Origin of the sequence: Pseudomonas sp. 14P_8.1_Bac3 (assembly GCF_025466085.1) — a bacterium.
Classification (GTDB): Bacteria; Pseudomonadota; Gammaproteobacteria; order Pseudomonadales; family Pseudomonadaceae; genus Aquipseudomonas.
Genome location: NZ_JANLOD010000066.1, coordinates 207,093 through 227,873 on the forward strand (window position 1 = coordinate 207,093; position 20,781 = coordinate 227,873).

The window sequence follows — 20,781 nt, forward strand, 5'->3', positions numbered from 1 at the left end:
GCGGCTCGAAAAGCAGGAGCATTCCCGGCCATACCGCCAGCATCCGAGCGCTGTCGCATGCTGTAAAAATTCCTGTACTCCAGACACGCCAACGCGGGAGCAGGCTCCCGCGCGGCGACATCCTACCAGTCACCGCCTCAAGGCAGTCAACCGGGCGACCACTAACTTACTTGTGGTCTTTGACTTCTTCGAACTCGGCGTCGACGACGTCGTCAGCCTTCTCAGCCGATTCGCCTTGCGGTGCAGCACCTTCAGCGGGCTGAGCCTGCTCGGCGTACATCTTCTGCGCCACTGGAGCGGAGACTTTCGACAGCTCTTCAACCTTGGCTTCGATGGCAGCCTTGTCGTCGCCTTTAACGGCGGCTTCGAGGGCAACCACTGCAGCTTCGATCGCTGTCTTCTCTTCAGCGGTCACTTTATCGCCAGCGTCTGCCACCATTTTGCGCGTGGAGTGAACCAGTGCATCGCCCTGGTTGCGGGCAGCGGCCAGCTCTTCGAACTGGCGATCGGCGTCGGCGTTGGTTTCAGCATCGCGAATCATCTGCTGAATCTCTTCCTCGGACAGACCGGAGTTGGCCTTGATCACGATCGACTGGGTCTTGCCGGTGGCCTTGTCTTTGGCGCCTACGTGCAGAATGCCGTTGGCGTCGATGTCGAAGGTCACTTCGATTTGCGGCACGCCGCGTGGTGCTGGTGGAATCTCGGCCAGGTCGAACTTGCCCAGGGACTTGTTCTGCGCCGCTTGCTTACGCTCGCCTTGCAGCACGTGAATGGTCACGGCGCCCTGGTTGTCGTCGGCCGTCGAGAATACTTGCGATTTCTTGGTAGGAATCGTGGTGTTCTTCTCGATCAGCGCGGTCATCACGCCACCCATGGTTTCGATACCCAGGGTCAGCGGGCTGACGTCCAGCAGCAGAACGTCTTTCACGTCACCGGCCAATACGGCGCCCTGGATGGCAGCACCCATGGCAACAGCTTCGTCTGGGTTCACGTCTTTACGTGCTTCTTTGCCAAAGAACTCGGTCACCAGTTTCTGAACCAGTGGCATACGGGTCTGACCGCCAACCAGGATCACGTCGTTGATGGCGCCAACGTCGATGCCGGAATCCTTCAGAGCGATGCGGCAAGGTTCGATGGTGCGTTGAACCAGGTCTTCTACCAGCGCTTCAAGCTTGGCGCGGGAGATTTTCACGTTCAAGTGCTTAGGACCGGTAGCGTCTGCAGTGATGTACGGCAGGTTCACGTCGGTCGAATTGCTCGAAGACAGTTCGATCTTGGCTTTTTCAGCGGCTTCTTTCAGGCGCTGCATGGCCAGCGGGTCACCTTTAAGGTTCATGCCGCTTTCTTTCTTGAATTCGTCGACGAGGTAGTCGATCAGACGAATGTCAAAGTCTTCACCGCCCAGGAACGTGTCACCGTTGGTGGCCAACACTTCGAATTGGTGCTCGCCATCGACTTCAGCGATTTCGATCACGGAAACGTCGAAAGTACCGCCGCCCAGGTCGTAAACGATCACGGTGTGATCGCCCTTCGCCTTGTCCATACCGTAAGCCAGAGCGGCTGCGGTTGGTTCGTTGATGATACGTTTTACGTCCAGGCCCGCAATGCGGCCGGCGTCTTTGGTCGCCTGACGCTGGCTGTCGTTGAAGTAGGCCGGAACGGTGATTACCGCTTCGGTCACTGGCTCGCCGAGGTAGTCTTCGGCGGTCTTCTTCATTTTCTTCAGAATTTCAGCCGAGATCTGTGGCGGCGACATTTTCTGGCCGTTCACTTCTACCCACGCATCGCCGTTGTCAGCCTTGGCAATTTTGTAAGGGACCATCTTGATGTCTTTCTGTACGACTTCTTCGTCAAACTTACGACCGATCAGACGCTTCACCGCGTACAGGGTGTTATGCGGATTGGTCACAGCCTGACGCTTGGCCGACTGACCAACAAGGATTTCGCCGTCGTTGGCGTAAGCGATGATCGACGGCGTAGTACGCGCGCCTTCAGCGTTTTCAATAACTTTGGCTACGCCGTTTTCAAGCACGGAGACGCAGGAGTTGGTAGTCCCCAGGTCGATACCGATAATTTTGCCCATGTTCACTCTCCCGAAACTTTGGATTTGGTTGCCGCAGCAGTGGTGGCTAACTGCGGTAGCACTTAAACGCTTGACTTCTAAATGGGGGCCTTGCGGCTAATTTCAAGCCTGCTCATCAATAGAAGGCGAAACTGGCGCAGGGGCCTTGCTGACCACGACCATCGCCGGGCGCAGCAGGCGACCGTTGAGCTGATAGCCCTTCTGGAACACCTTGAGCACGCTGTTCGGCTCGACGTCGGCGCTTTCCTGCATGGCCATTGCCTGATGCTGAACGGCGTTGAACGGTTCGCCATGCGGATCGATCACTTCCAGCTGATACCGCTTCAGGGTGTCCTGGAACATTTTCAGGGTCAGCTCGATGCCTTCGCGCATAGGGCGGATGCTTTCATCGTCCGGATTGGACAACTCCAGGCCACGCTCCAGGCTGTCGATGATCGGCAGCAAATCGCCAGCGAATTTTTCCAAGGCGAATTTGTGCGCTTTTTCTACATCCTGCTCGGCGCGACGGCGGACGTTCTGCAGATCAGCTGCCACACGCAAGGCCTGATCATGGGCGCCAGCCAATTGCTCTTCGAGCACTTGCACGCGAGTCGCCAGTTCATCACCCGAATCCTGGGCAGCCTGATCGGCGTCGAGGTTTTGCGTATCCACTGTCTGTTCGTCAGCCATAGATTTCTCCTTTCAATTTCGTCCGCGAGCTCAACTCACGCTTCTGTCCCGGTATATGGGGCCGCAAAAATCAGCTTCAAGGGCCCCGTATGATTAACCCTACAAAAAACAGCTGCATTGTCATTCCCTGATGCGCTAACGATTTCGTCGGATCAATCCAATCGAGCTAAGCAGGGGCATTGTCAGCCACAAATAAAACACTGTATAAATAACCAGACCTAAAGCCTGGGAGCGGCCTTTATGCTGGTGCACCTGTCCGTACACAACTACGCCATCGTCGAACATCTCGATCTCGAACTTGATCGCGGTATGAGTGTGATCACGGGGGAAACCGGCGCCGGCAAGTCGATCATGCTCGATGCCCTCGGCCTCACCCTCGGTGATCGCGCCGACAGTGGCGTGGTCCGCCCAGGCGCCGACAAGGCCGATATCCTGGCCACCTTCGACCTGGTCGACATTCCCGAAGCCAGCGCCTGGCTGGCCGAGCGCGACCTCGAAAATGACGGGCCGTGCATCCTGCGCCGGGTCATTACCGCCGAAGGTCGTTCGCGCGGCTATATCAACGGCACGCCCTGCCCGCTCGGTGACCTCAAGTCGCTGGGTGAATTGCTGATCGATATCCATAGCCAGCACGAACACCAGTCTTTGCTCAAGACTGACACTCACCGCCGCCTGCTCGACGAATATGCCGGCGCCACTGACCTTGCCCGCCAGGTTCAGCTCGCCGCCCAGCGCTGGCGCCAGACCCGCCAGGAGCTGGAGCGCCTGTCCAACTCCGGCGACGAGCAGCGCGCCCGTCATCAACTGCTCAGTTATCAGCTCGAAGAACTGGAAAATCTCGGCCTCGGCGAAAACGAACTGGAGCAGCTGGAACAGGAACACAAGAACCTGACCAACGCTGAAACGTTGTTGGGCATCTGCCGACAAGTAGTCGAGCAATGCAGCGAAAGTGATTCCGGCAATGTCCTGAACGCCCTGACCGCCAGCCTCAATCGGCTGTCGAGCGTGAACAATTCGATTGGCGCATTGGGCGAAGCCAGCAGCCTGCTGACCAGTGCGCAGATTCAGGTTGAAGAAGCCGTGGGCGAGCTGAACCGCTTCCTTGATAACTTCGACGCCGACCCCGCGCGCCTGCAATACCTCGAAGAACGCCTCGATGCGATCTACACCATGGCGCGCAAGCACCGCATCCAGCCCACCGAAGTGGCCGAGATGCAGCAACGGCTGCTGGATGAAATTGAAACCCTGAATGCCAACGACGAATCGATCGAACGCCTGAGCGATGAGCTGGCATCTTATGCTCGTCATTATCAGGAGAAGGCTCGAGAGCTTAGCGACCTGCGCCATCAAGCCTCAAGCAGCCTGGCCAGCGCCGTGGAACAGGAAATCCAGCGCCTGGGCATGCCGGGCGGTCGCTTCACCATCGAATTGCGTCCAAACAGCAGTGATGAACTGCTGCCCAACGGGCTGGAACAGGTCGAGTTGTTGGTCAGCGCCAACCCCGGCCAGCCACTGAAAGCCTTGGCAAAAGTCGCCTCGGGCGGCGAGCTGTCGCGGATCAGCCTTGCGATTCAGGTGATCACCGCGCAGACGTCACGCGTGCCGACCTTGGTGTTCGACGAAGTGGACGTGGGCATTGGCGGTCCGACCGCCGAGATTGTCGGCCAGTTGCTGCGCCGCCTCGGCGAACGCGGACAAGTGTTGACGGTGACTCACTTGCCGCAAGTGGCAGCGCAAGGGCATCAGCATCTATTTGTGCACAAAGTGCGTGGTGAGGACGCGACCCACACGGCCGTCTCCAAGCTGAGCAAGAACGATCGTGTCGAAGAAGTCGCGCGAATGCTGGGCGGCATCGACCTGACCAAGGAATCCTTGGCTCATGCGAAAAAAATGGTGGTCACCGCAAAAATCTAGGCATCGCAGAAAGCACGAAGGCGACCCTGGGGTCGCCTTCGCTCGTTTCGCGAACCTGTCAGTTCGCGCGACAGGCTTACTTTTTCTTGCGTACGTACAGCACGAGGTTGTGATCAACCATTTCGAAGCCGTACTTGTCGACGATGGCTTTCTGCAGACGCTCGATTTCTTCGTCGAAGAATTCAATCACTTCACTGGTCTCGACGTTGACCATATGGTCGTGATGCTTGCCGTCGTCCAGCTCGAAGACCGCATGGCCTCCGTCGAAGTTGTGCCGCACCACAAGGCCAGCTGCCTCGAACTGAGTCAGAACACGGTAAACCGTGGCCAGACCGACGTCCTCACCAGCCTCCATCAGCGCCTTGTAAACATCCTCGGCACTCATGTGGCGTTGCTCGGCGGAATCGAGCATTTGCAGAATCTTGACCCGTGGAAGGGTCACTTTGAGGCCGGCTTTGCGTAGTTCGCTATTTTCAACCATGGTCAGCTTTCTCGCGATGCTGCTTCGCAGCTTCTCTTAATGCGGGTATGATCGGCGTTTACGTTGTCCCAGCCAAGATAGTGGAAGTCGCCCACCGATGCAAAACACCAAGCTCTTGCTAACCAGTTTCACCTTTGTGGGACTGCTCGCACTCGCCGGTTGTTCATTCCCCGGGGTTTACAAAATCGACATCCAGCAGGGCAATGTCGTCACGCAGGACATGATAGACCAGTTACGCCCGGGAATGACCCGTCGGCAAGTACGGTTTATCATGGGTAACCCTCTGCTGACCGACACGTTCCATGCCGATCGCTGGGATTACCTGTATAGCCTGCAACCCGGTGGCGGTGAACGCCAACAGGAACGCATTAGCGTTATCTTCAACCCAAATGACCAGCTTGTCAGCCTTTCCGGTGACTTCATGCCAGGCGTGAGCCGGGACGAAGCCATTCTTGGCAAGGACAGCGGCACCAACGTGACCGCTCCTGCCGAGAACGCCGAGAAGCCGAAACCGGAGAAACCGGTCAAGCCAGGTTCGTTGCTGGATCAGATCCAGAAGGACGTGGACGGGGTAGAAACCGTTCCGGTCCCGACGCCAGAACCCCTGGACACCTCGCCGCAATAATTTGCGACGCAATAAAAAACCCGGAATTTCCGGGTTTTTTATTGCCTGACGTTCAGCGAATCACTGATTCCGGGCTTTCGCCTCGGCAGCTTTGGCAGCGCGAAGCCGGCGGACCTCTTTGGGGTCAGCAAGAAGCGGCCGATAGATCTCGATACGATCCCCCACCTGAACCTGGCGGACGTCCGGATCGGTGATCACCTTGCCAAATATCCCGACGGGGCACTCGGCCAGATCCAGCTCCGGAAATTCTTCGCCTATCCCCGAAGCCAGCAAAGCCGCACGCACTGCTGTGCCCGCCGGTATCGATACACGACGAAGCACTTGGCGATCGACCGCGGCATACACCACCTCAATATCGATCACGACCTCAACCATGCATCTGTTTAGCGCGCTGGCAGAACGCATCGACCAGGGTATTGGCGGCCTGATTGAACAACGGCCCCAAGGTCGCGCGGACAATCGGACCGGCGTAATCGAATGAAAGGTCCAGGCTGATCTTGCAGGCTTTATCGGTCAGCGCCTTGAATACCCAGATGCCATGCAACTGAGTGAATGGCCCTTCCTCGAGGTTCATCTCGATCGATTGCCCCGGAACCAGGGTATTGCGCGTCACGAAATGCTGGCTGAGCCCCCCCTTGGCCACACCGACGCTCGCGCGCATGTGCTCGGGCGAACTTTCCAGGACTTCGGCCGACGAGCACCACGGCAGAAACTCCGGGTAGCGTGCAACGTCATTGACCAGGTCATACAGCGCTTGCGCCGGATACGGCAGCAGAGCCGAACGTTGAATATGTGTCGTCATGTAAGCGTCACTTCCACAGCTGGGCGGCAAACACTACGAGAATGCCGATGGGCGCCACATAGCGCATCAAAAACAGGGACAGCGTGAACAACATGGGGTTGCGGATCGACAACTCGTCGCGCACCGCTTCACGCCCCATCACCCAGCCCGCAAACACCACGAAACATAAACCACCGAGGGGCAACATGATCCGTGAGGTGAAAAAATCGATCAGGCCAAAGAAGTTCAGGCCGCCGGCGGCACCCCACTGATAGAGATGAAACATCCCGCCTTCGTTCACGAAAAATTTGGCGTCCCGCCAGATATTGAAGGAAAACACCGTGCCCAGACCGACGAACCAGCAAGTGAAGGCTAGCCAGAACGTCACCCAGGCGCGACTGACTTTTGTCCGTTCAACCAGGTAGGCCACCATCGGCTCCAGCAATGAAATCGCTGAACTCCACGCTGCAATGGCTACCAGCACGAAGAACACGACGCCCATCAACTGACCGAACGCTACGTTACCAAAGGCAAATGGCAGACTGACGAACATCAGGCCAGGGCCTTCACTCGGGTTCAGCCCGGCGGCGAACACAATCGGGAACAATGCCAGGCCGGCCACCAGCGAAACAAAGGTATCAAGCAACGCGACGCCGACGACAGTCCCGGAAATCGAGGAATCCTTCGGCATGTACGCACCGTAGATCATGATCGAGCCTACGCCCACGCTCAAAGAGAAGAACGCGTGCCCCATCGCCGGCAGTAAACCGTCCAGCACTTTTTCCGGCTGGAAGTCGAACATGAAATGCACGCCCTTCATGAAATGGCCGGTGGTCATGCTGTAGCCCAGCAGCACCAGAATCATGACAAAGAGCAACGGCATCATGATGCGCAAGCTGCGCTCAAGCCCGGCGACGACACCTTTGGCAATCACGATGGCGGACAGCAGCATGAAAATCGTGTGCCAAAGTGTCAGGCGCCACGGATCGGCGATCACTTTGCCGAAGTACGCACCGACCTGGTCAGGGGTTACGCCCTGAAAATCGCCACGGCCCATGTCGATGATGTAATCCAGCGACCAGCCGCCAACGACACTGTAGAAAGACAGGATCAACAACGCCGTTATCATTCCGGCGAAGGCGCCCCAGGACCACTTGCCCGAATGCCCCGCCTCCAGCGCCAACACCTTCAGGGCGTTTGCCGGGCTTTGCCGGGCACGGCGGCCGATCAGGGTTTCAGCCAGCATGACCGGCACACCGATCAGCGCTATGCAGGCCAGGAACATCAGCACAAACGCCCCGCCGCCAAAAACCCCGACCATATAGGGGAATTTCCAGATGCTGCCCAGGCCCACGGCCGAACCGGTCGCCGCGAGTATGAAGACCCAGCGGCTCGCCCAACTGCCGTGGACAGAAACCTTGTCTGTCGACATCGTTATCACGTCCAAGCATTGAAAAAAGAGCGCGCATTGTCCGGGATTCAATCAACCTGCTCAAGCACGCAGCATCACCGTAGCCGACTCGCTTGCAACTCCCTATAATGCCGCCCCTATGGCTAAACAGAAGAAACACCCAACAGGGACCATCGCGCAAAATAAAAAGGCGCGACACGATTACTTCATCGAACATCGGTTCGAGGCTGGTCTGGTCCTGGCCGGCTGGGAAGTAAAAAGTCTGCGGGCGAGCAAGCTGCAGCTGGTTGACAGTTACGTGCTGCTCAAGGATGGCGAAGCCTGGCTGCTTGGCAGTCACATCACGCCGCTGACGACTGCCAGCACCCACGTCATTGCTGACCCGACCCGCACCCGCAAACTGCTGCTCAACCGCCGTGAGCTGGAAAAGCTGGCCGCCGCCGTGCAGCAAAAGGGTTATGCCTGCGTGTGCCTGTCCTGGTACTGGAGCAAGCACATGGTCAAGTGCGAGATCGCGCTGGGCAAAGGCAAGAAGGAATACGACAAGCGTGATACCGAACGCGAACGTGACGCCGGTCGCGAGTTGCAGCGTGCGGTGCGCAACAAGGGCAAGGAAGACTAATTCGCTCGTCCTGATGGCGCCATCGTCGGAACGCCGCCCCGGAGCAAGCTCGCGCCTACAGGGATATCACGACCCCTGTAGGAGCGAGCTTGCTCGCGATAACAATCGCACACCCACCGCAAGACTCCCGGCTACATCCCCTTGCGTCGCTCCGCCCGAGCCATGCGCTGCACTTCCTGACGCACCTCTTCCAGCACTTCCTGCACATACAAAATGTGTCGACTGGACACTTCCCGCGCCTGCTCCGCCCGCCCTTCGATAATCGCCATGTACAACTCCCGGTGCTGGCTGATCAACATGTCGCGCGTCTCGGTGCGTTGCTTGTACATGCCACCAATGTTGGTCACCACGTTACGCTTGAGCAAATCGAACAGCCCACGAATGGTGTGCAGCAACACGGCGTTATGACTGGCCTCGGCGATGGCCAGGTGAAATTTCGCATCCGCCGCGCCCTCTTCCGCCCGGCTCACTTCATCGTGACGCGCGTAGCAATCCTGCAATTCATTGAAGGCTGCCGTCAGCCGTTCGCGATCGACATCGGTGGCGCGCAGCGCCGCGTAATAAGCGCAGGACGCTTCCAGTGTGTGGCGAAATTCCAGCAGATCCCGTTGAGCTTCAGGGTTGCTTTCCAGCAGATGCAGCAGCGGATCACTGAAGGTCGTGCCCAGCGATTCCACCACATAGTTGCCGCCACCCTGGCGACTGACCAGCAGCCCCTTGGCCGCCAGTTTCTGAATCGCTTCGCGCAACGAAGGCCGTGACACGCCGAACTGCTCGGCCAGCGCGCGCTCGGCCGGCAAGCGCTCGCCGGCCTTCAGCGTACCTTCGAGGATCATCCCCTCGAGCTGCTCGACAATATCGTCAGACAAACGGCGCTGACGAATTTGATCAAACCCCATAACTCAATTCTCCACGATCCCGACGGCTCGCCGGGCTCTCTATTCTGGCCTATCGGCGCTGTGCCAGCACCTACCAGACGGCATTTGTTCGAGCGGATCACGCGGGCGCCGCAGCGCTTATTCGACAAAAGTTTTAGGGCGGCAAATTGACACACCACCTACAAGGCTTTTACCCTAGCGAACAGCGATTGTAAATTGGTATTACCAATTATCCAAGAACGCTGATCAGTGCCTGACCAACAACAATTAGGGGCCACCCCATATGCAAACCTGGCAACAGCTCTATACCCCGCTCGGCAGCCTCGGCCTATCCGCGCTCGCGGCCGTGATTCCCATTGTGTTTTTCTTTCTGGCGCTGGCCGTGTTTCGGCTCAAAGGGCACGTGGCCGGCAGCATCACGCTGGCGCTGTCCATTGCGGTCGCCATCTTCGCCTTTCAGATGCCGGTCGACATGGCATTCGCCGCCGCTGGGTATGGCTTCGCCTACGGTCTGTGGCCGATCGCGTGGATCATCGTCGCCGCGGTGTTTCTCTACAAACTGACGGTCAAGAGTGGTCAGTTCGAAGTGATCCGCAGCTCCGTCCTGTCGATCACCGATGACCAGCGCTTGCAGGTGCTGCTGATCGGTTTCTGCTTCGGTGCGTTCCTTGAAGGTGCCGCCGGTTTCGGCGCACCGGTCGCGATTACTGCGGCACTGCTGGTAGGACTGGGCTTCAATCCGTTGTACGCCGCAGGCCTGTGCCTGATCGCCAACACGGCGCCGGTGGCCTTTGGTGCCTTGGGGATTCCGATCATCGTGGCCGGGCAAGTGACCGGTATCGACGCGTTCAAGATCGGCGCCATGACCGGCCGCCAACTGCCACTGCTGTCGCTATTCGTGCCGTTCTGGCTGGTGTTCATGATGGATGGCCTGCGCGGCGTCCGCGAAACCTGGCCAGCCGCATTGGTGGCGGGCTTGAGCTTTGCCGTCACCCAATACTTCACCTCGAACTTCATCGGTCCGGAGCTGCCGGACATCACCTCGGCCCTGGCGAGCCTGATTTCCCTGACACTGTTCCTGAAAGTCTGGCAACCGAAACGCGCCGCCGGCCAACACATCGCCGGTGCCGTTTCTGCCTCGGTGGTGACCGCCAGCGCCGGTGGTTTCGGTCAGCCACGCAGCACCGTGGCATCGCCTTACAGCCTGGGTGAAATTTTCAAGGCCTGGTCACCGTTCCTGATCCTGACCGTTCTGGTCACTATCTGGACTCTGAAGCCGTTCAAGGCAATGTTCGCCGTTGGCGGCTCGATGTACAGCTGGGTGTTCAACTTCGCGATTCCGCACCTGGACCAGATGGTGATCAAGGTCGCGCCAATCGTGACCGCCCCGACGGCCATTCCGGCAGTGTTCAAGCTCGATCCGATTTCCGCGACCGGCACAGCGATTTTCTTTTCCGCTTTGGTCTCGATGCTAGTGCTGAAGATCAATATTAAAACTGGTCTGACCACATTAAGAGAGACGTTCTACGAGCTGCGCTGGCCGATTCTGTCGATTGGCATGGTGCTGGCGTTTGCCTTCGTCACCAACTACTCGGGCATGTCGTCGACCATGGCCCTGGTCCTGGCCGGCACCGGTGCTGCTTTCCCGTTCTTCTCGCCGTTCCTTGGCTGGCTGGGCGTGTTCCTGACCGGCTCCGATACCTCGTCCAACGCGTTGTTCAGTTCGTTGCAAGCGACCACCGCGCACCAGATCGGCGTGAACGACGTATTGCTGGTAGCGGCCAACACCAGCGGTGGTGTGACCGGCAAGATGATTTCGCCGCAATCCATCGCCGTAGCCTGCGCCGCGACCGGCCTGGTGGGTAAGGAGTCGGACCTGTTCCGCTTCACCCTCAAGCACAGCCTGTTCTTCGCGACCATCGTCGGCCTGATCACCCTGGCTCAGGCCTACTGGTTCACCGGCATGCTGGTGCACTGAGTCCTGCAAGACAAATCGTAAAAACCGACGCCGGACTGCGATTCCGGCGTCAGCCATTCACAACCCGGTCTGTAAGGCTGCTGAAAGCATTAGGCACTATATTCAGCAGCCTCAGCGGACGGATAACCGGCCGAGAGACACGCCTGATGAGCGAGCTTTTTTACAACGCTGTGCCGAACGCAACTCGCGTCGCACCGCCGCTGCCTCAGCCTCGACAGTATCCCAGCGAAAAACCGTCCCGGGTTTACCTGTTCGGAACCTGCGTCGTGGATTTGTTCTACCCGGAAGCCGGGATGGATGCGATCCACCTGCTGGAACGCGAAGGTATCCGGGTCGAATACCCGCAAGGGCAAAGTTGCTGCGGACAACCCGCGTACACCTCGGGTTACACCGAGCAGGCCCGCACCGTGGCGCGCTCGCAGCTGGTGCTGTTTGCCGGTAATCATCCGGTGGTGGTGCCCTCGGGTTCCTGCGCGGGCATGTTGCGCGAACATTACGCCGACTTGTTCAAGGACGAGCCGGACACGTTGAAACAGGTTCAAGCCCTGGCGGCACGAACTTACGAGTTGGCCGAGTTCCTGTTGTTCGTCTGCAAAGTGCAGCTCAAGGACAGCGGCGAACCGGTCAAAGTGGCGTTGCACACCTCATGCTCGGCACGTCGCGAGATGAACACCCACCTGCATGGTCGTCAGTTGTTGGCGCAACTGGGCAACGTGGAGCGAGTCGACCACAGCCACGAAAGTGAATGCTGTGGCTTCGGTGGGACTTTCAGCGTCCGACTGCCAGATATTTCCGGCGCTATGGTGGCTGACAAGACCCGGTCGCTGAAGGAATCCGGCGCGCACCAGGTACTCAGTGCCGACTGCGGTTGCCTGATGAACATCAACGGCTCGCTGGAGAAGCAAAAGGAAGCGTTGCGCGGTCAGCACCTGGCCAGTTTCCTCTGGCAACGAACCGGAGGCGCTCAATGAACGCTTCCGCGATTATTCCTACGGTTGCCGTAGAAGAAGACTTCCGCACCCGGGCGCGCGAGGCGTTGGGCGACAAGCAGTTGCGAAACAACTTTCGCACGGCGATGGATTCACTGATGACAAAACGGGCAGCGTCCTTCAGCGATGCCCATGAAAGAGAACATTTGCGCGCGCTGGGCAATGCTGTCCGCGCTCGTGCGTTATCCAAGTTGCCCGACCTGCTCGAGCAACTTGAACAAAACCTGACCCGCAACGGTGTGACAGTGCACTGGGCGGAAACGGTGGACGAGGCCAATGGCATCGTCCTCTCGATCATCCGCGCTCACGAGGGGCGGCAAGTGATCAAGGGCAAATCGATGGTCAGCGAAGAGATGGAAATGAATCATTTCCTCGCGGATCGTGGCATTGAATGCCTGGAATCGGACATGGGCGAGTACATCGTCCAGCTCGACCACGAGAAGCCTTCACACATTATTATGCCGGCGATCCACAAGAATGCCGGTCAGGTCGCGTCCTTGTTCCACGACAAACTTGGCGTGGAATACACCAAGGACGTAGACCAACTCATTCAGATCGGTCGCAAAGTCTTGCGACAGAAATTCTTCGAAGCGGACATCGGCGTCTCCGGCGTCAACTTCGCCGTGGCCGAGACCGGCACCCTGCTGTTGGTGGAAAACGAAGGCAACGGGCGCATGACCACCACGGTGCCGCCGGTGCACATCGCCGTCACCGGTATCGAGAAAGTCGTGGAGAACCTGCGCGACGTGGTGCCGTTGTTGTCGCTGCTGACTCGCTCCGCCCTGGGCATCCCGATCACCACGTACGTCAACATGATCTCCGGCCCGCGCAAGGCGCATGAGCTGGATGGTCCCCAGGAAGTGCATCTGGTGCTGCTGGACAACGGTCGCAGCCAAGCCTTCGCCGACAGCGAATTGCGCCAGACCCTGAACTGCATTCGCTGCGGCGCCTGTATGAATCATTGCCCGGTCTACACTCGAATTGGCGGCCACGCCTATGGGGAGGTTTACCCTGGGCCTATCGGAAAAATCATCACCCCGCACATGGTCGGTCTGGCCAGCGTCCCGGACCATCCGAGCGCGTCGTCGTTGTGTGGCGCTTGTGGTGAAGTCTGCCCGGTGAAAATTCCTATCCCGGCATTGCTGCGTCGGCTGCGGGAAGAGAACGTCAAAGCCCCGGACAGTCCGCATCAAGTCATGCGCGGCCAGGGCAGCAAGTATTCGCGCAAGGAACGCTTCATCTGGAACGCCTGGGCCAGGCTCAACAGCTCGCCGACGCTGTATCGTCTCTTCGGCTTCTTTGCCACGCGACTGCGCGCCCTCGCGCCGAGCAACGTTGGCCCCTGGACGCAAAACCACAGCGCGCCGAAACCCGCTGCCCGCTCACTGCATGACATGGCCCGCGAGCATCTGGCCAAACAGGGAGACCGCTGATGAGCGCCAAGCAAAATATCCTCGGCAAATTACGGAAAAGCCTGACAGGCACCACCCCGGTGCCTGACGAGTTCGATGTCGAACTGGTGACCGCGCCCTACACCTACGCGCCCGAACAACGCATCGCGCAACTGCGCAAGCTGATGGAAGCGGTGCACACCGAAATCCATCTGACATCAGACAAAGACTGGCCAGCGCTGCTTGCGCAATTGCTGCGCGATCGCCAACTGCCGAGCCTGCTGATTGCAGCGTCGACGCCTCACGGTCAACGTATCGCTCAACATTGGGCGAACAATCCAGGTCTGCCGACGCTCAAATCCTACGACCGCCCGATTGAGGAATGGAAGGCCGAACTGTTCAACGACACCCCGGCCAGCCTGACCAGCACCCTCGGCGCAATCGCCGCGACGGGTAGTCTGATTCTCTGGCCGACGCGGGAAGAACCGCGCTTGATGAGCCTGGCGCCACCGGTGCATTTCGCCTTGCTCAACGCCAGTGAGATCCACGACAACTTTTATCAGGTGCAACAGGAATTCAACTGGGCACAAGGCATGCCGACCAACGCGCTGCTGGTGTCCGGCCCGTCGAAGACCGCTGACATCGAGCAGGTCCTGGCCTACGGCGCTCACGGTCCCAAAGACCTGGTGGTTTTGATCCTGGAGGACCAATGAGTCTACCGGCGGCTTTCCTACGAGATGTGCAACAACTGATCCCTCAAGCGCGACGTTTCGACGACCCATTGTCGACGTTGGCCTTCGGCACCGACGCCAGTTTCTATCGGCTGATTCCGCAGCTGGTGATCCGCGTCGAGTCTGAAGATGAAGTGGTCGCACTGCTCGAACTGGCGCAGCGGGCCCACGTTCCAGTGACGTTTCGCGCCGCCGGCACCAGCCTGTCCGGCCAGGCGATCAGCGATTCGGTGCTGATCGTGCTGGGGGATAATTGGAACGGGCGCGAGATCCGTGGCCAAGGCACGCAAATCCGCCTGCAACCGGGAGTAATCGGCGCACACGCCAACGCTTGGCTGGCACCGTTCGGGCGCAAGATCGGTCCGGATCCGGCTTCGATCAACGCCTGCAAAATCGGCGGCATCGTCGCTAACAATGCCAGCGGCATGTGCTGTGGCACGGCGCAAAACACTTATCACACCCTCGCCGGCATTCGCCTGGTGCTGGCTGACGGCAGCCGCCTCGACACCGAAGATCCGAGGAGTGTGGCAGCGTTTCGTGAAAGCCACGCAACACTGCTCGAACGACTGGCGACATTGGGCCGCGAGACCCGCGCCAATTCCGAATTGGCCGCGAAAATTCGCCACAAATATCGTCTGAAAAATACCACCGGCCTGTCGCTCAACGCCCTGGTGGATTTTGACGAGCCTGTGGATATCTTGAGCCATTTGCTGGTGGGCTCCGAAGGCACGCTCGGATTTATCAGCGCAGTGACCTACGACACCGTGATCGACCATCCGAACAAGGCGTCGGCACTGATCGTGTTCCCCGATGTTGAAACCTGCTGCAACGCCGTTACGGTGCTGAAAAGCCAACCAGTGTCCGCCGTAGAACTGCTGGACCGCCGCAGCCTGCGCTCGGTGCAGGACAAACCGGGCATGCCGGTTTTCGTACAACACCTGTCGAACAATGCCTGCGCCCTGTTGATCGAATCCCGCGCCGCATCGTCCACGTTACTGCACGAGCAACTGGCGCAGATCATGGCGTCACTGGCCGCGTTCCCGGTGGAGAAACAGGTCGACTTCACCGAAGACCCGCTGGAAAACGCCCGGCTCTGGGCCATCCGCAAGGACACCTTCCCTGCCGTCGGCGCGGTGCGCAAAACCGGCACCACGGTGATCATCGAAGATGTGACGTTCCCGGTGGAACAACTGGCGATTGGCGTGAATCGCCTGATCGAGCTGTTCGACAAACATCACTACGACGAGGCGATCCTTTTCGGACACGCCCTGGAAGGCAATCTGCACTTTGTCTTCACCCAAGGCTTCAACAACCCGGAAGAAGTCGCACGCTATCAGGCGTTCATGGATGACGTCGCGCAATTGGTCGCGGTGGAATTCGGCGGCTCACTGAAGGCCGAGCACGGCACCGGTCGTAACATGGCGCCCTTCGTCGAACTGGAGTGGGGCAGCGATGCCTACCAGTTGATGTGGCAGCTCAAACGCTTGCTCGACCCCAACGGCATTCTCAATCCGGACGTGGTGCTCAGCGAAGACCCGCAGATTCACCTGAAGCATCTGAAACCGCTGCCGGCCGCCGATGAGATTGTGGATAAGTGCATCGAGTGCGGCTTCTGCGAACCGGTCTGCCCCTCGAAAGGCCTGACCCTGAGCCCGCGCCAGCGCATCGTGATCTGGCGTGACATTCAGGCGAAGAAACGCGCCGGCGTGGACACCACCGAACTTGAAGCCGCTTATGAATACCAGGGCATCGACACCTGCGCCGCCACCGGATTGTGCGCTCAGCGTTGTCCTGTAGGCATCAACACCGGCGAGCTGGTGAAAAAACTCCGCAGCCGAACCGCGACGCATACGAAAACCGCCAATTGGCTTGAAGGACATTTCGCCAGCACATTGCAGGGAGCACGTTTCACTCTGCACGTGGCCAACGGTGCGCGAATGATGTTGGGGGCGCCGCGTCTGGCGAAACTTTCGGCAACATTGACGCGCCTGTCCAAAGGCCACGTCCCGCAATGGACCCCTGCCATGCCGCAGCCGGAAAAGGCCATTCGCTTCAGCCCGAGCGTGACGGACGCGCGCCCGCGAGTGGTGTACCTGGCGGCCTGCGTTTCACGGGTCATGGGGCCCGCAGCCGGTGACAAAGAGCAAATGTCCCTGTACGACAAAACCCGCGGGCTGCTGGAAAAAGCCGGTTACCAGGTCGTCTTTCCGGACAATCAGGACAGCTTGTGCTGCGGTCAGCCTTTCGCCTCGAAAGGCTACGCGGAACAGGCCGAGCACAAGCGCCAGGAACTGATCGGCGCGTTGCTCCATGCCAGTCGTGGCGGGCTCGATCCGATCTACTGCGACACCAGCCCCTGCAACTTGCGCCTGGTTCAGGACCTGGGCGATGTTCGACTGGACCTGTACGACCCGGTGCGTTTCATCCGTACGCATTTGATGGACAGACTCGAGTTCACAGCGCAGGAAGCGCCCATCGCCGTGCACGTCACCTGCAGCACCCAGCACCTTGGGGAAAGCCAGGCGCTGATCGAGCTGGCGCGCAAGTGCAGCAAAAACGTGGTGATTCCCGAAGGCATTCACTGCTGCGGATTTGCTGGCGACAAAGGCTTCACCACGCCGGAGCTGAACGCTCATTCGCTACGCACGCTCAAGGATGCGGTGCAACAGTGCAGCGAGGGGATTTCTACCAGCCGAACATGTGAGATCGGTCTGACGCAACACGGTGGAATCGACTACCACGGCCTGGTCTATCTGGTGGATCGGGTGACCCGGGCCAGGGTCATCTGAAGAAAAATAGAACCCTGACGCGCCGCCGTAGTCCACAGATTAAGCCCGGACATCGCCGGGCTTCCCTACTCGGCAGCCCGTCCTGATGGCCAGCAAGTGCCTGGCCCCTCAGTTCAAGGAGATACACATGAAACGTTCTGTACTGTTAGGTCTTTTCGTTACTGCCTCGCTGTTGGCGTCCCCCTCGTTTGCCGCTGAAGACCTCTGCGCGGTCAACCTGAAAACCATTGACAATGCCAAGGCACAGACCCCTCCCGAGATGAGTGACCAGGTCATGGAAAGCGTCAGGCTGGCCAAAGAAGATCAGGCAAAAGGCACTAGCGAAGGGACCAAAGACTGCATCGCTGAGACGGAAAAAACGATCCAGGACATCAAGAACGCCAACAAAGGCGGGAAGTGATCCGAAGCAATGCCAACCTTCGGGTTGGCATTGTTGTTTCTGTTTATACTCATCGCAAAGGCTTGCTGCTGTTCAGCACTCCCAGAGCCTTTCCTGTACCACCGAATTTCTGCGCAGCGTCGTGGTCTTTTAAGTAGGCCCAATCATCCGTGGCTCACTTTCCGACCTCGTCCGAGCCGCCCGCCCATACGGCAGCAACGAGACTACCTGCTCAAGGAGATATCCATGAAACGCACCGCGCTCGCTGGTCTGTTCATGTCTGCTGTCATGTTGGCCTCTCCCGTATTTGCAGCGGACAACACCCTTTGCACGAGCAAGCTGCAAGAGCTGAAAGCCAAAGTGGCTTCACTTCCGGCAGGCTCCGACTACACCACAATGGAAATCAAAAGACTGCTGGCCAGCGCCGAAGCCTCGCACGCCTCCGGGGACGACAAAAAATGCGCCACCGAGGCCACTCAAGCGTTGTCGCTGACACATTGATGACGACTTGGCCAACCTTCGGGTTGGCCTTCTGGGCCACGTTGGCGTACACTGCACAGGCCTGTTGCTCACAAGATTCATCGAGCATCAGGCTCGGGGCCGTTTAGGATTCGACGCCGGTTGCGAAACTTTAGGTGCATGCCGAGTTGGTAACAGAACTCGTAAATCCACTGTTGCAACTACTTATAGTTGCCAATGACGATAACTACGGCCAGGAATACGCTCTCGCTGCGTAAGCAGCCTTAGCCCTGAGCTTCTGGTACCTTCGGGTCCAGCAATCACTAGAGGATGTCTGTAAACTCGAAGTGATTGTCATATAGAACAGAATCGCCGTGCAGTACGTTGTGGACGAAGCGGCTAAAACTTACACAACTCGCCCAAAGCACCCTGCCCGTCGGGTCGCTGAGGGTTAACTTAATAGACACGGCTACGCATGTAGTACCGACAGCGGAGTACTGGCGGACGGGGGTTCAAATCCCCCCGGCTCCACCAAATGATCAAACAAAGACGTCCACGGACGTCTTTTTTTGTGCCTGAGAGCCAGTAAACACGCGGCTTCCAGAGCTTTTCCTGGTCTTTTGAGAGTTTTTGAGTTCCAGCCATTCGGGTATTCCAGACGGTATTCCACCTCATCCGGTGCTAATCTTTGGAATACCGAATCAGTGCCTGAGGAGAATCTCATGCCTGCTCAAAACCTCCGTCTCTCCGATCGACAGCTCAAGGGAGTCAAACCCGCGTCCAAGGATTACGTCCTCACGGACGGTGACGGTTTGCAGCTCCGCGTACGCAGCAACGGCTCGTTGCTGTGGAATTTCAACTACCGCGAACCGGTGACCAAGAAGCGCATCAACATCGGCTTCGGGACCTACCCCGAGCTGTCACTGGCGAATGCACGAAAGATGGCAGTCGATGCCCGCGAGCTGCTCGCTCAGGGCATTGATCCGAAGGTGCAGCGCAATACGCTGAATGAAGCCAAGCGCGCAGAAACGGAACACACCTTCGAGAACGTGGCCACCGCCTGGTTCGAGCTCAAGAAAGACTCGGTCACCCCGGCCTACGCCGAGGACATTTGGCGGTCCCTCACGCTGCACGTGTTCCCCGATTTGAAGACGACGCCACTCACGAAAATCACCGCGCCGATGGTGATCGGATTGCTTCGTCCTATCGAAGCGAAAGGCAGCCTGGAGACGGTAAAGCGTCTCAGCCAGCGGCTAAACGAGATCATGACCTACGGCGTCAATTCCGGCTTGATCTTCGCCAACCCGCTCAGCGGTATCAGGGCAGTATTCAAGAAGCCCAAGAAAGAGAACATGGCTGCGCTTCCGCCCGAAGAACTCCCCGAGCTTATGCTGGAGATCGCGAACGCCAGTATCAAACGCACGACCCGCTGCCTGATCGAATGGCAGTTGCACACAATGACTCGCCCCGCCGAGGCGGCGACTACTCGCTGGGCAGACATCGACTTTGAAAGGCGTGTCTGGACTATCCCACCGGAGCGGATGAAGAAGCGCCGCCCACACAGCATTCCACTGAGTGATCACGCGGTCGCACTCTTGGAATCACTGAAGACTCACAGCGGCCATCGCGAATACGTTTTCCCGGCAGACAGAAATCCGCGCACCCACGCCAATAGCCAGACCGCCAACATGGCGTTGAAACGTATGGGGTTCCAGGATCGGCTGGTCAGCCACGGCATGCGCTCGATGGCCAGCACCATCTTGAATGAACATGGGTGGGACCCCGAACTCATTGAGGTCGCACTGGCGCATGTCGACAAGGATGAGGTGCGGAGCGCCTACAACCGAGCCGACTACATCGAACGCCGGCGTCCGATGATGGCGTGGTGGAGTGAGTACATCCAGAAAGCCGCCACCGGCAGCCTGCTCGCCTCAGCGTATGGCCAAGTCAGAGGCAAGAACGTGGTGCCGATTCGCTAGCGCTGTACAGGCGCAAGTACGGCAGCAACAACAACTGAGCGTTCAAGATTCGGGGCAAGCAGCCTCACTTATCCGCTTCTAAACGCGGGTCCATCCAAACAGGGCTGCAAAGCCGCCCTGTTTGGATGGACCTTACTTTGAAGAGCTAAAAGCCACGACGTTGTCCACCATTTACCACGGACCTCCACCGGTGGATAAGCGTTCTTCAAGTCCAAAGTGGCGCTGAATTTCGAACCTTGACCGGGCTTATCCACAGGCGTAGAACTGGCCGTGCAAGCGCTGTCGATGACAGCAACCCAGGTGGCCCGAACCTTGAAGGCCACGCCGCTCCCGCGGTGGTTACCCCAAAAGGCAATTCGCGTCCGGCAGCTCGCCCGGTCACCTCCCCGGTGATGGATGCTCTCTAATCTCATGGCCCTCGTGCGCCAGCGACACCGTACTGTGCTGCCCTGCAGCAGCCCATCCGCTTGGCCGAATTTTGCGCCAACCTGTGCCCGTCTCTTTCTTCTGGAAAGAGACGGGCACTTCTACCACTGCTGCAGCCCCCATCGCACAAGGCTTTGCGGCATTCCCCCTCGTGACAATCGGCGTGACAAACGCCGATGTCACCAGTAACAGCGCT

18 protein-coding genes and 1 other RNA gene are annotated in these 20,781 nt (G+C 58.6%); 12 read left to right on the forward strand and 7 right to left on the reverse strand.

All coding sequences use genetic code 11. The annotated features are described in order from the left end of the window. Positions 1-166: 166 nt before the first annotated feature. Together dnaK and grpE are read right to left on the reverse strand one after the other, a co-directional pair. Positions 167-2,083: a molecular chaperone DnaK gene (gene dnaK / locus NTD84_RS22075; protein ID WP_262169925.1), complete on the reverse strand. Its 1,917-nt coding sequence runs from the start codon at positions 2,081-2,083 to the stop codon at positions 167-169. 102 nt (positions 2,084-2,185) lie between these two features. Next, on the reverse strand, positions 2,186-2,752 hold the full coding sequence (grpE, locus tag NTD84_RS22080; protein ID WP_262169927.1) for a nucleotide exchange factor GrpE: 567 nt from the start codon (positions 2,750-2,752) through the stop codon (positions 2,186-2,188). 240 nt (positions 2,753-2,992) lie between these two features. On the opposite strand from grpE, the gene recN reads away from it, so the two are divergent. Next, the gene (gene recN / locus NTD84_RS22085) at positions 2,993-4,666 is read left to right on the forward strand and encodes a DNA repair protein RecN (RefSeq protein WP_262169929.1); all 1,674 of its coding nucleotides are present in this window, start codon (positions 2,993-2,995) and stop codon (positions 4,664-4,666) included. 76 nt (positions 4,667-4,742) lie between these two features. On the opposite strand, the gene fur is transcribed toward recN, so the two are convergent. Continuing rightward, positions 4,743-5,147, reverse strand: a complete 405-nt coding sequence (gene fur / locus NTD84_RS22090) for a ferric iron uptake transcriptional regulator (RefSeq protein ID WP_003197684.1) — start codon at positions 5,145-5,147, stop codon at positions 4,743-4,745. 97 nt (positions 5,148-5,244) lie between these two features. Here fur and NTD84_RS22095 point away from each other — a divergent pair, with 97 nt between their 5' ends. Next, a complete protein-coding gene (locus NTD84_RS22095; RefSeq protein WP_017336459.1) occupies positions 5,245-5,772 on the forward strand; it encodes an outer membrane protein assembly factor BamE in 528 nt (175 codons plus the stop codon). 60 nt (positions 5,773-5,832) lie between these two features. Here NTD84_RS22095 and NTD84_RS22100 read toward each other — a convergent pair whose 3' ends face one another. Genes NTD84_RS22100 through NTD84_RS22110 form a run of 3 tightly spaced genes read right to left on the reverse strand, consistent with a single transcriptional unit; the run spans position 5,833 to position 7,985 of the window. Beyond that, positions 5,833-6,147, reverse strand: coding sequence for an RnfH family protein (locus NTD84_RS22100; protein ID WP_262169931.1), 315 nt, complete (start codon positions 6,145-6,147; stop codon positions 5,833-5,835). Beyond that, the gene (locus NTD84_RS22105) at positions 6,140-6,574 is read right to left on the reverse strand and encodes a type II toxin-antitoxin system RatA family toxin (protein WP_150633550.1); all 435 of its coding nucleotides are present in this window, start codon (positions 6,572-6,574) and stop codon (positions 6,140-6,142) included. Before NTD84_RS22105 ends, NTD84_RS22100 begins: the two co-directional genes overlap by 8 nt. Positions 6,575-6,581: 7 nt before the next feature. Then, on the reverse strand, positions 6,582-7,985 hold the full coding sequence (locus NTD84_RS22110; protein ID WP_262169936.1) for a sodium-dependent transporter: 1,404 nt from the start codon (positions 7,983-7,985) through the stop codon (positions 6,582-6,584). A gap of 118 nt (positions 7,986-8,103) precedes the next feature. Here NTD84_RS22110 and smpB point away from each other — a divergent pair, with 118 nt between their 5' ends. Continuing rightward, positions 8,104-8,586: an SsrA-binding protein SmpB gene (smpB, locus tag NTD84_RS22115; RefSeq protein ID WP_018929470.1), complete on the forward strand. Its 483-nt coding sequence runs from the start codon at positions 8,104-8,106 to the stop codon at positions 8,584-8,586. Between the two features lie 131 nt (positions 8,587-8,717). On the opposite strand, the gene NTD84_RS22120 is transcribed toward smpB, so the two are convergent. Next, entirely contained in the window at positions 8,718-9,485 is a 768-nt protein-coding gene (locus NTD84_RS22120) for a GntR family transcriptional regulator (RefSeq protein ID WP_262169942.1), read from the reverse strand. A 262-nt stretch (positions 9,486-9,747) separates the two neighbouring features. Between NTD84_RS22120 and NTD84_RS22125 the strand changes: the two genes are divergently transcribed. The 9 genes from NTD84_RS22125 (at position 9,748) to NTD84_RS22165 (ending at position 20,159) form a co-directional block, all read left to right on the forward strand. Continuing rightward, complete coding sequence (locus NTD84_RS22125) at positions 9,748-11,442, forward strand: lactate permease LctP family transporter (RefSeq protein ID WP_262169945.1); 1,695 nt, start codon at positions 9,748-9,750, stop codon at positions 11,440-11,442. A gap of 146 nt (positions 11,443-11,588) precedes the next feature. Beyond that, positions 11,589-12,413, forward strand: coding sequence for a (Fe-S)-binding protein (locus NTD84_RS22130; protein WP_262169948.1), 825 nt, complete (start codon positions 11,589-11,591; stop codon positions 12,411-12,413). Further along, on the forward strand, positions 12,410-13,864 hold the full coding sequence (locus NTD84_RS22135; RefSeq protein WP_262169951.1) for a LutB/LldF family L-lactate oxidation iron-sulfur protein: 1,455 nt from the start codon (positions 12,410-12,412) through the stop codon (positions 13,862-13,864). The genes NTD84_RS22130 and NTD84_RS22135 overlap by 4 nt, the downstream gene beginning before the upstream one ends. Next, positions 13,864-14,535, forward strand: coding sequence for a lactate utilization protein C (locus tag NTD84_RS22140; protein WP_262169954.1), 672 nt, complete (start codon positions 13,864-13,866; stop codon positions 14,533-14,535). The genes NTD84_RS22135 and NTD84_RS22140 overlap by 1 nt, the downstream gene beginning before the upstream one ends. Further along, positions 14,532-17,342 (forward strand): FAD-binding and (Fe-S)-binding domain-containing protein, encoded by a 2,811-nt coding sequence (locus NTD84_RS22145; protein ID WP_262169957.1) that lies wholly within the window; start codon positions 14,532-14,534, stop codon positions 17,340-17,342. Before NTD84_RS22140 ends, NTD84_RS22145 begins: the two co-directional genes overlap by 4 nt. Before the next feature lie 127 nt (positions 17,343-17,469). Continuing rightward, entirely contained in the window at positions 17,470-17,742 is a 273-nt protein-coding gene (locus NTD84_RS22150) for a hypothetical protein (protein WP_262169960.1), read from the forward strand. A gap of 225 nt (positions 17,743-17,967) precedes the next feature. Beyond that, the gene (locus NTD84_RS22155; protein WP_262169963.1) at positions 17,968-18,222 is read left to right on the forward strand and encodes a hypothetical protein; all 255 of its coding nucleotides are present in this window, start codon (positions 17,968-17,970) and stop codon (positions 18,220-18,222) included. Positions 18,223-18,317: 95 nt separating this feature from the next. Continuing rightward, positions 18,318-18,714: a transfer-messenger RNA gene (gene ssrA, locus NTD84_RS22160) on the forward strand. A 188-nt stretch (positions 18,715-18,902) separates the two neighbouring features. Then, positions 18,903-20,159: an integrase domain-containing protein gene (locus NTD84_RS22165; RefSeq protein ID WP_262169966.1), complete on the forward strand. Its 1,257-nt coding sequence runs from the start codon at positions 18,903-18,905 to the stop codon at positions 20,157-20,159. Positions 20,160-20,781 lie beyond the last annotated feature (622 nt).

What these genes read in the sequence shown, in the direction of transcription:
- NTD84_RS22165 (WP_262169966.1), top strand. Translation starts at nt 18,903, where the DNA reads ATGCCTGCTCAAAACCTCCGTCTCTCCGATCGACAGCTCAAGGGAGTC.
- fur (WP_003197684.1), bottom strand. Translation starts at nt 5,147, where the DNA reads ATGGTTGAAAATAGCGAACTACGCAAAGCCGGCCTCAAAGTGACCCTT.
- NTD84_RS22125 (WP_262169945.1), top strand. Translation starts at nt 9,748, where the DNA reads ATGCAAACCTGGCAACAGCTCTATACCCCGCTCGGCAGCCTCGGCCTA.
- NTD84_RS22150 (WP_262169960.1), top strand. Translation starts at nt 17,470, where the DNA reads ATGAAACGTTCTGTACTGTTAGGTCTTTTCGTTACTGCCTCGCTGTTG.
- NTD84_RS22155 (WP_262169963.1), top strand. Translation starts at nt 17,968, where the DNA reads ATGAAACGCACCGCGCTCGCTGGTCTGTTCATGTCTGCTGTCATGTTG.
- recN (WP_262169929.1), top strand. Translation starts at nt 2,993, where the DNA reads ATGCTGGTGCACCTGTCCGTACACAACTACGCCATCGTCGAACATCTC.
- NTD84_RS22130 (WP_262169948.1), top strand. Translation starts at nt 11,589, where the DNA reads ATGAGCGAGCTTTTTTACAACGCTGTGCCGAACGCAACTCGCGTCGCA.
- grpE (WP_262169927.1), bottom strand. Translation starts at nt 2,752, where the DNA reads ATGGCTGACGAACAGACAGTGGATACGCAAAACCTCGACGCCGATCAG.
- NTD84_RS22135 (WP_262169951.1), top strand. Translation starts at nt 12,410, where the DNA reads ATGAACGCTTCCGCGATTATTCCTACGGTTGCCGTAGAAGAAGACTTC.
- NTD84_RS22100 (WP_262169931.1), bottom strand. Translation starts at nt 6,147, where the DNA reads ATGGTTGAGGTCGTGATCGATATTGAGGTGGTGTATGCCGCGGTCGAT.
- smpB (WP_018929470.1), top strand. Translation starts at nt 8,104, where the DNA reads ATGGCTAAACAGAAGAAACACCCAACAGGGACCATCGCGCAAAATAAA.
- NTD84_RS22095 (WP_017336459.1), top strand. Translation starts at nt 5,245, where the DNA reads ATGCAAAACACCAAGCTCTTGCTAACCAGTTTCACCTTTGTGGGACTG.
- NTD84_RS22120 (WP_262169942.1), bottom strand. Translation starts at nt 9,485, where the DNA reads ATGGGGTTTGATCAAATTCGTCAGCGCCGTTTGTCTGACGATATTGTC.
- NTD84_RS22140 (WP_262169954.1), top strand. Translation starts at nt 13,864, where the DNA reads ATGAGCGCCAAGCAAAATATCCTCGGCAAATTACGGAAAAGCCTGACA.
- dnaK (WP_262169925.1), bottom strand. Translation starts at nt 2,083, where the DNA reads ATGGGCAAAATTATCGGTATCGACCTGGGGACTACCAACTCCTGCGTC.
- NTD84_RS22145 (WP_262169957.1), top strand. Translation starts at nt 14,532, where the DNA reads ATGAGTCTACCGGCGGCTTTCCTACGAGATGTGCAACAACTGATCCCT.
- NTD84_RS22110 (WP_262169936.1), bottom strand. Translation starts at nt 7,985, where the DNA reads ATGTCGACAGACAAGGTTTCTGTCCACGGCAGTTGGGCGAGCCGCTGG.
- NTD84_RS22105 (WP_150633550.1), bottom strand. Translation starts at nt 6,574, where the DNA reads ATGACGACACATATTCAACGTTCGGCTCTGCTGCCGTATCCGGCGCAA.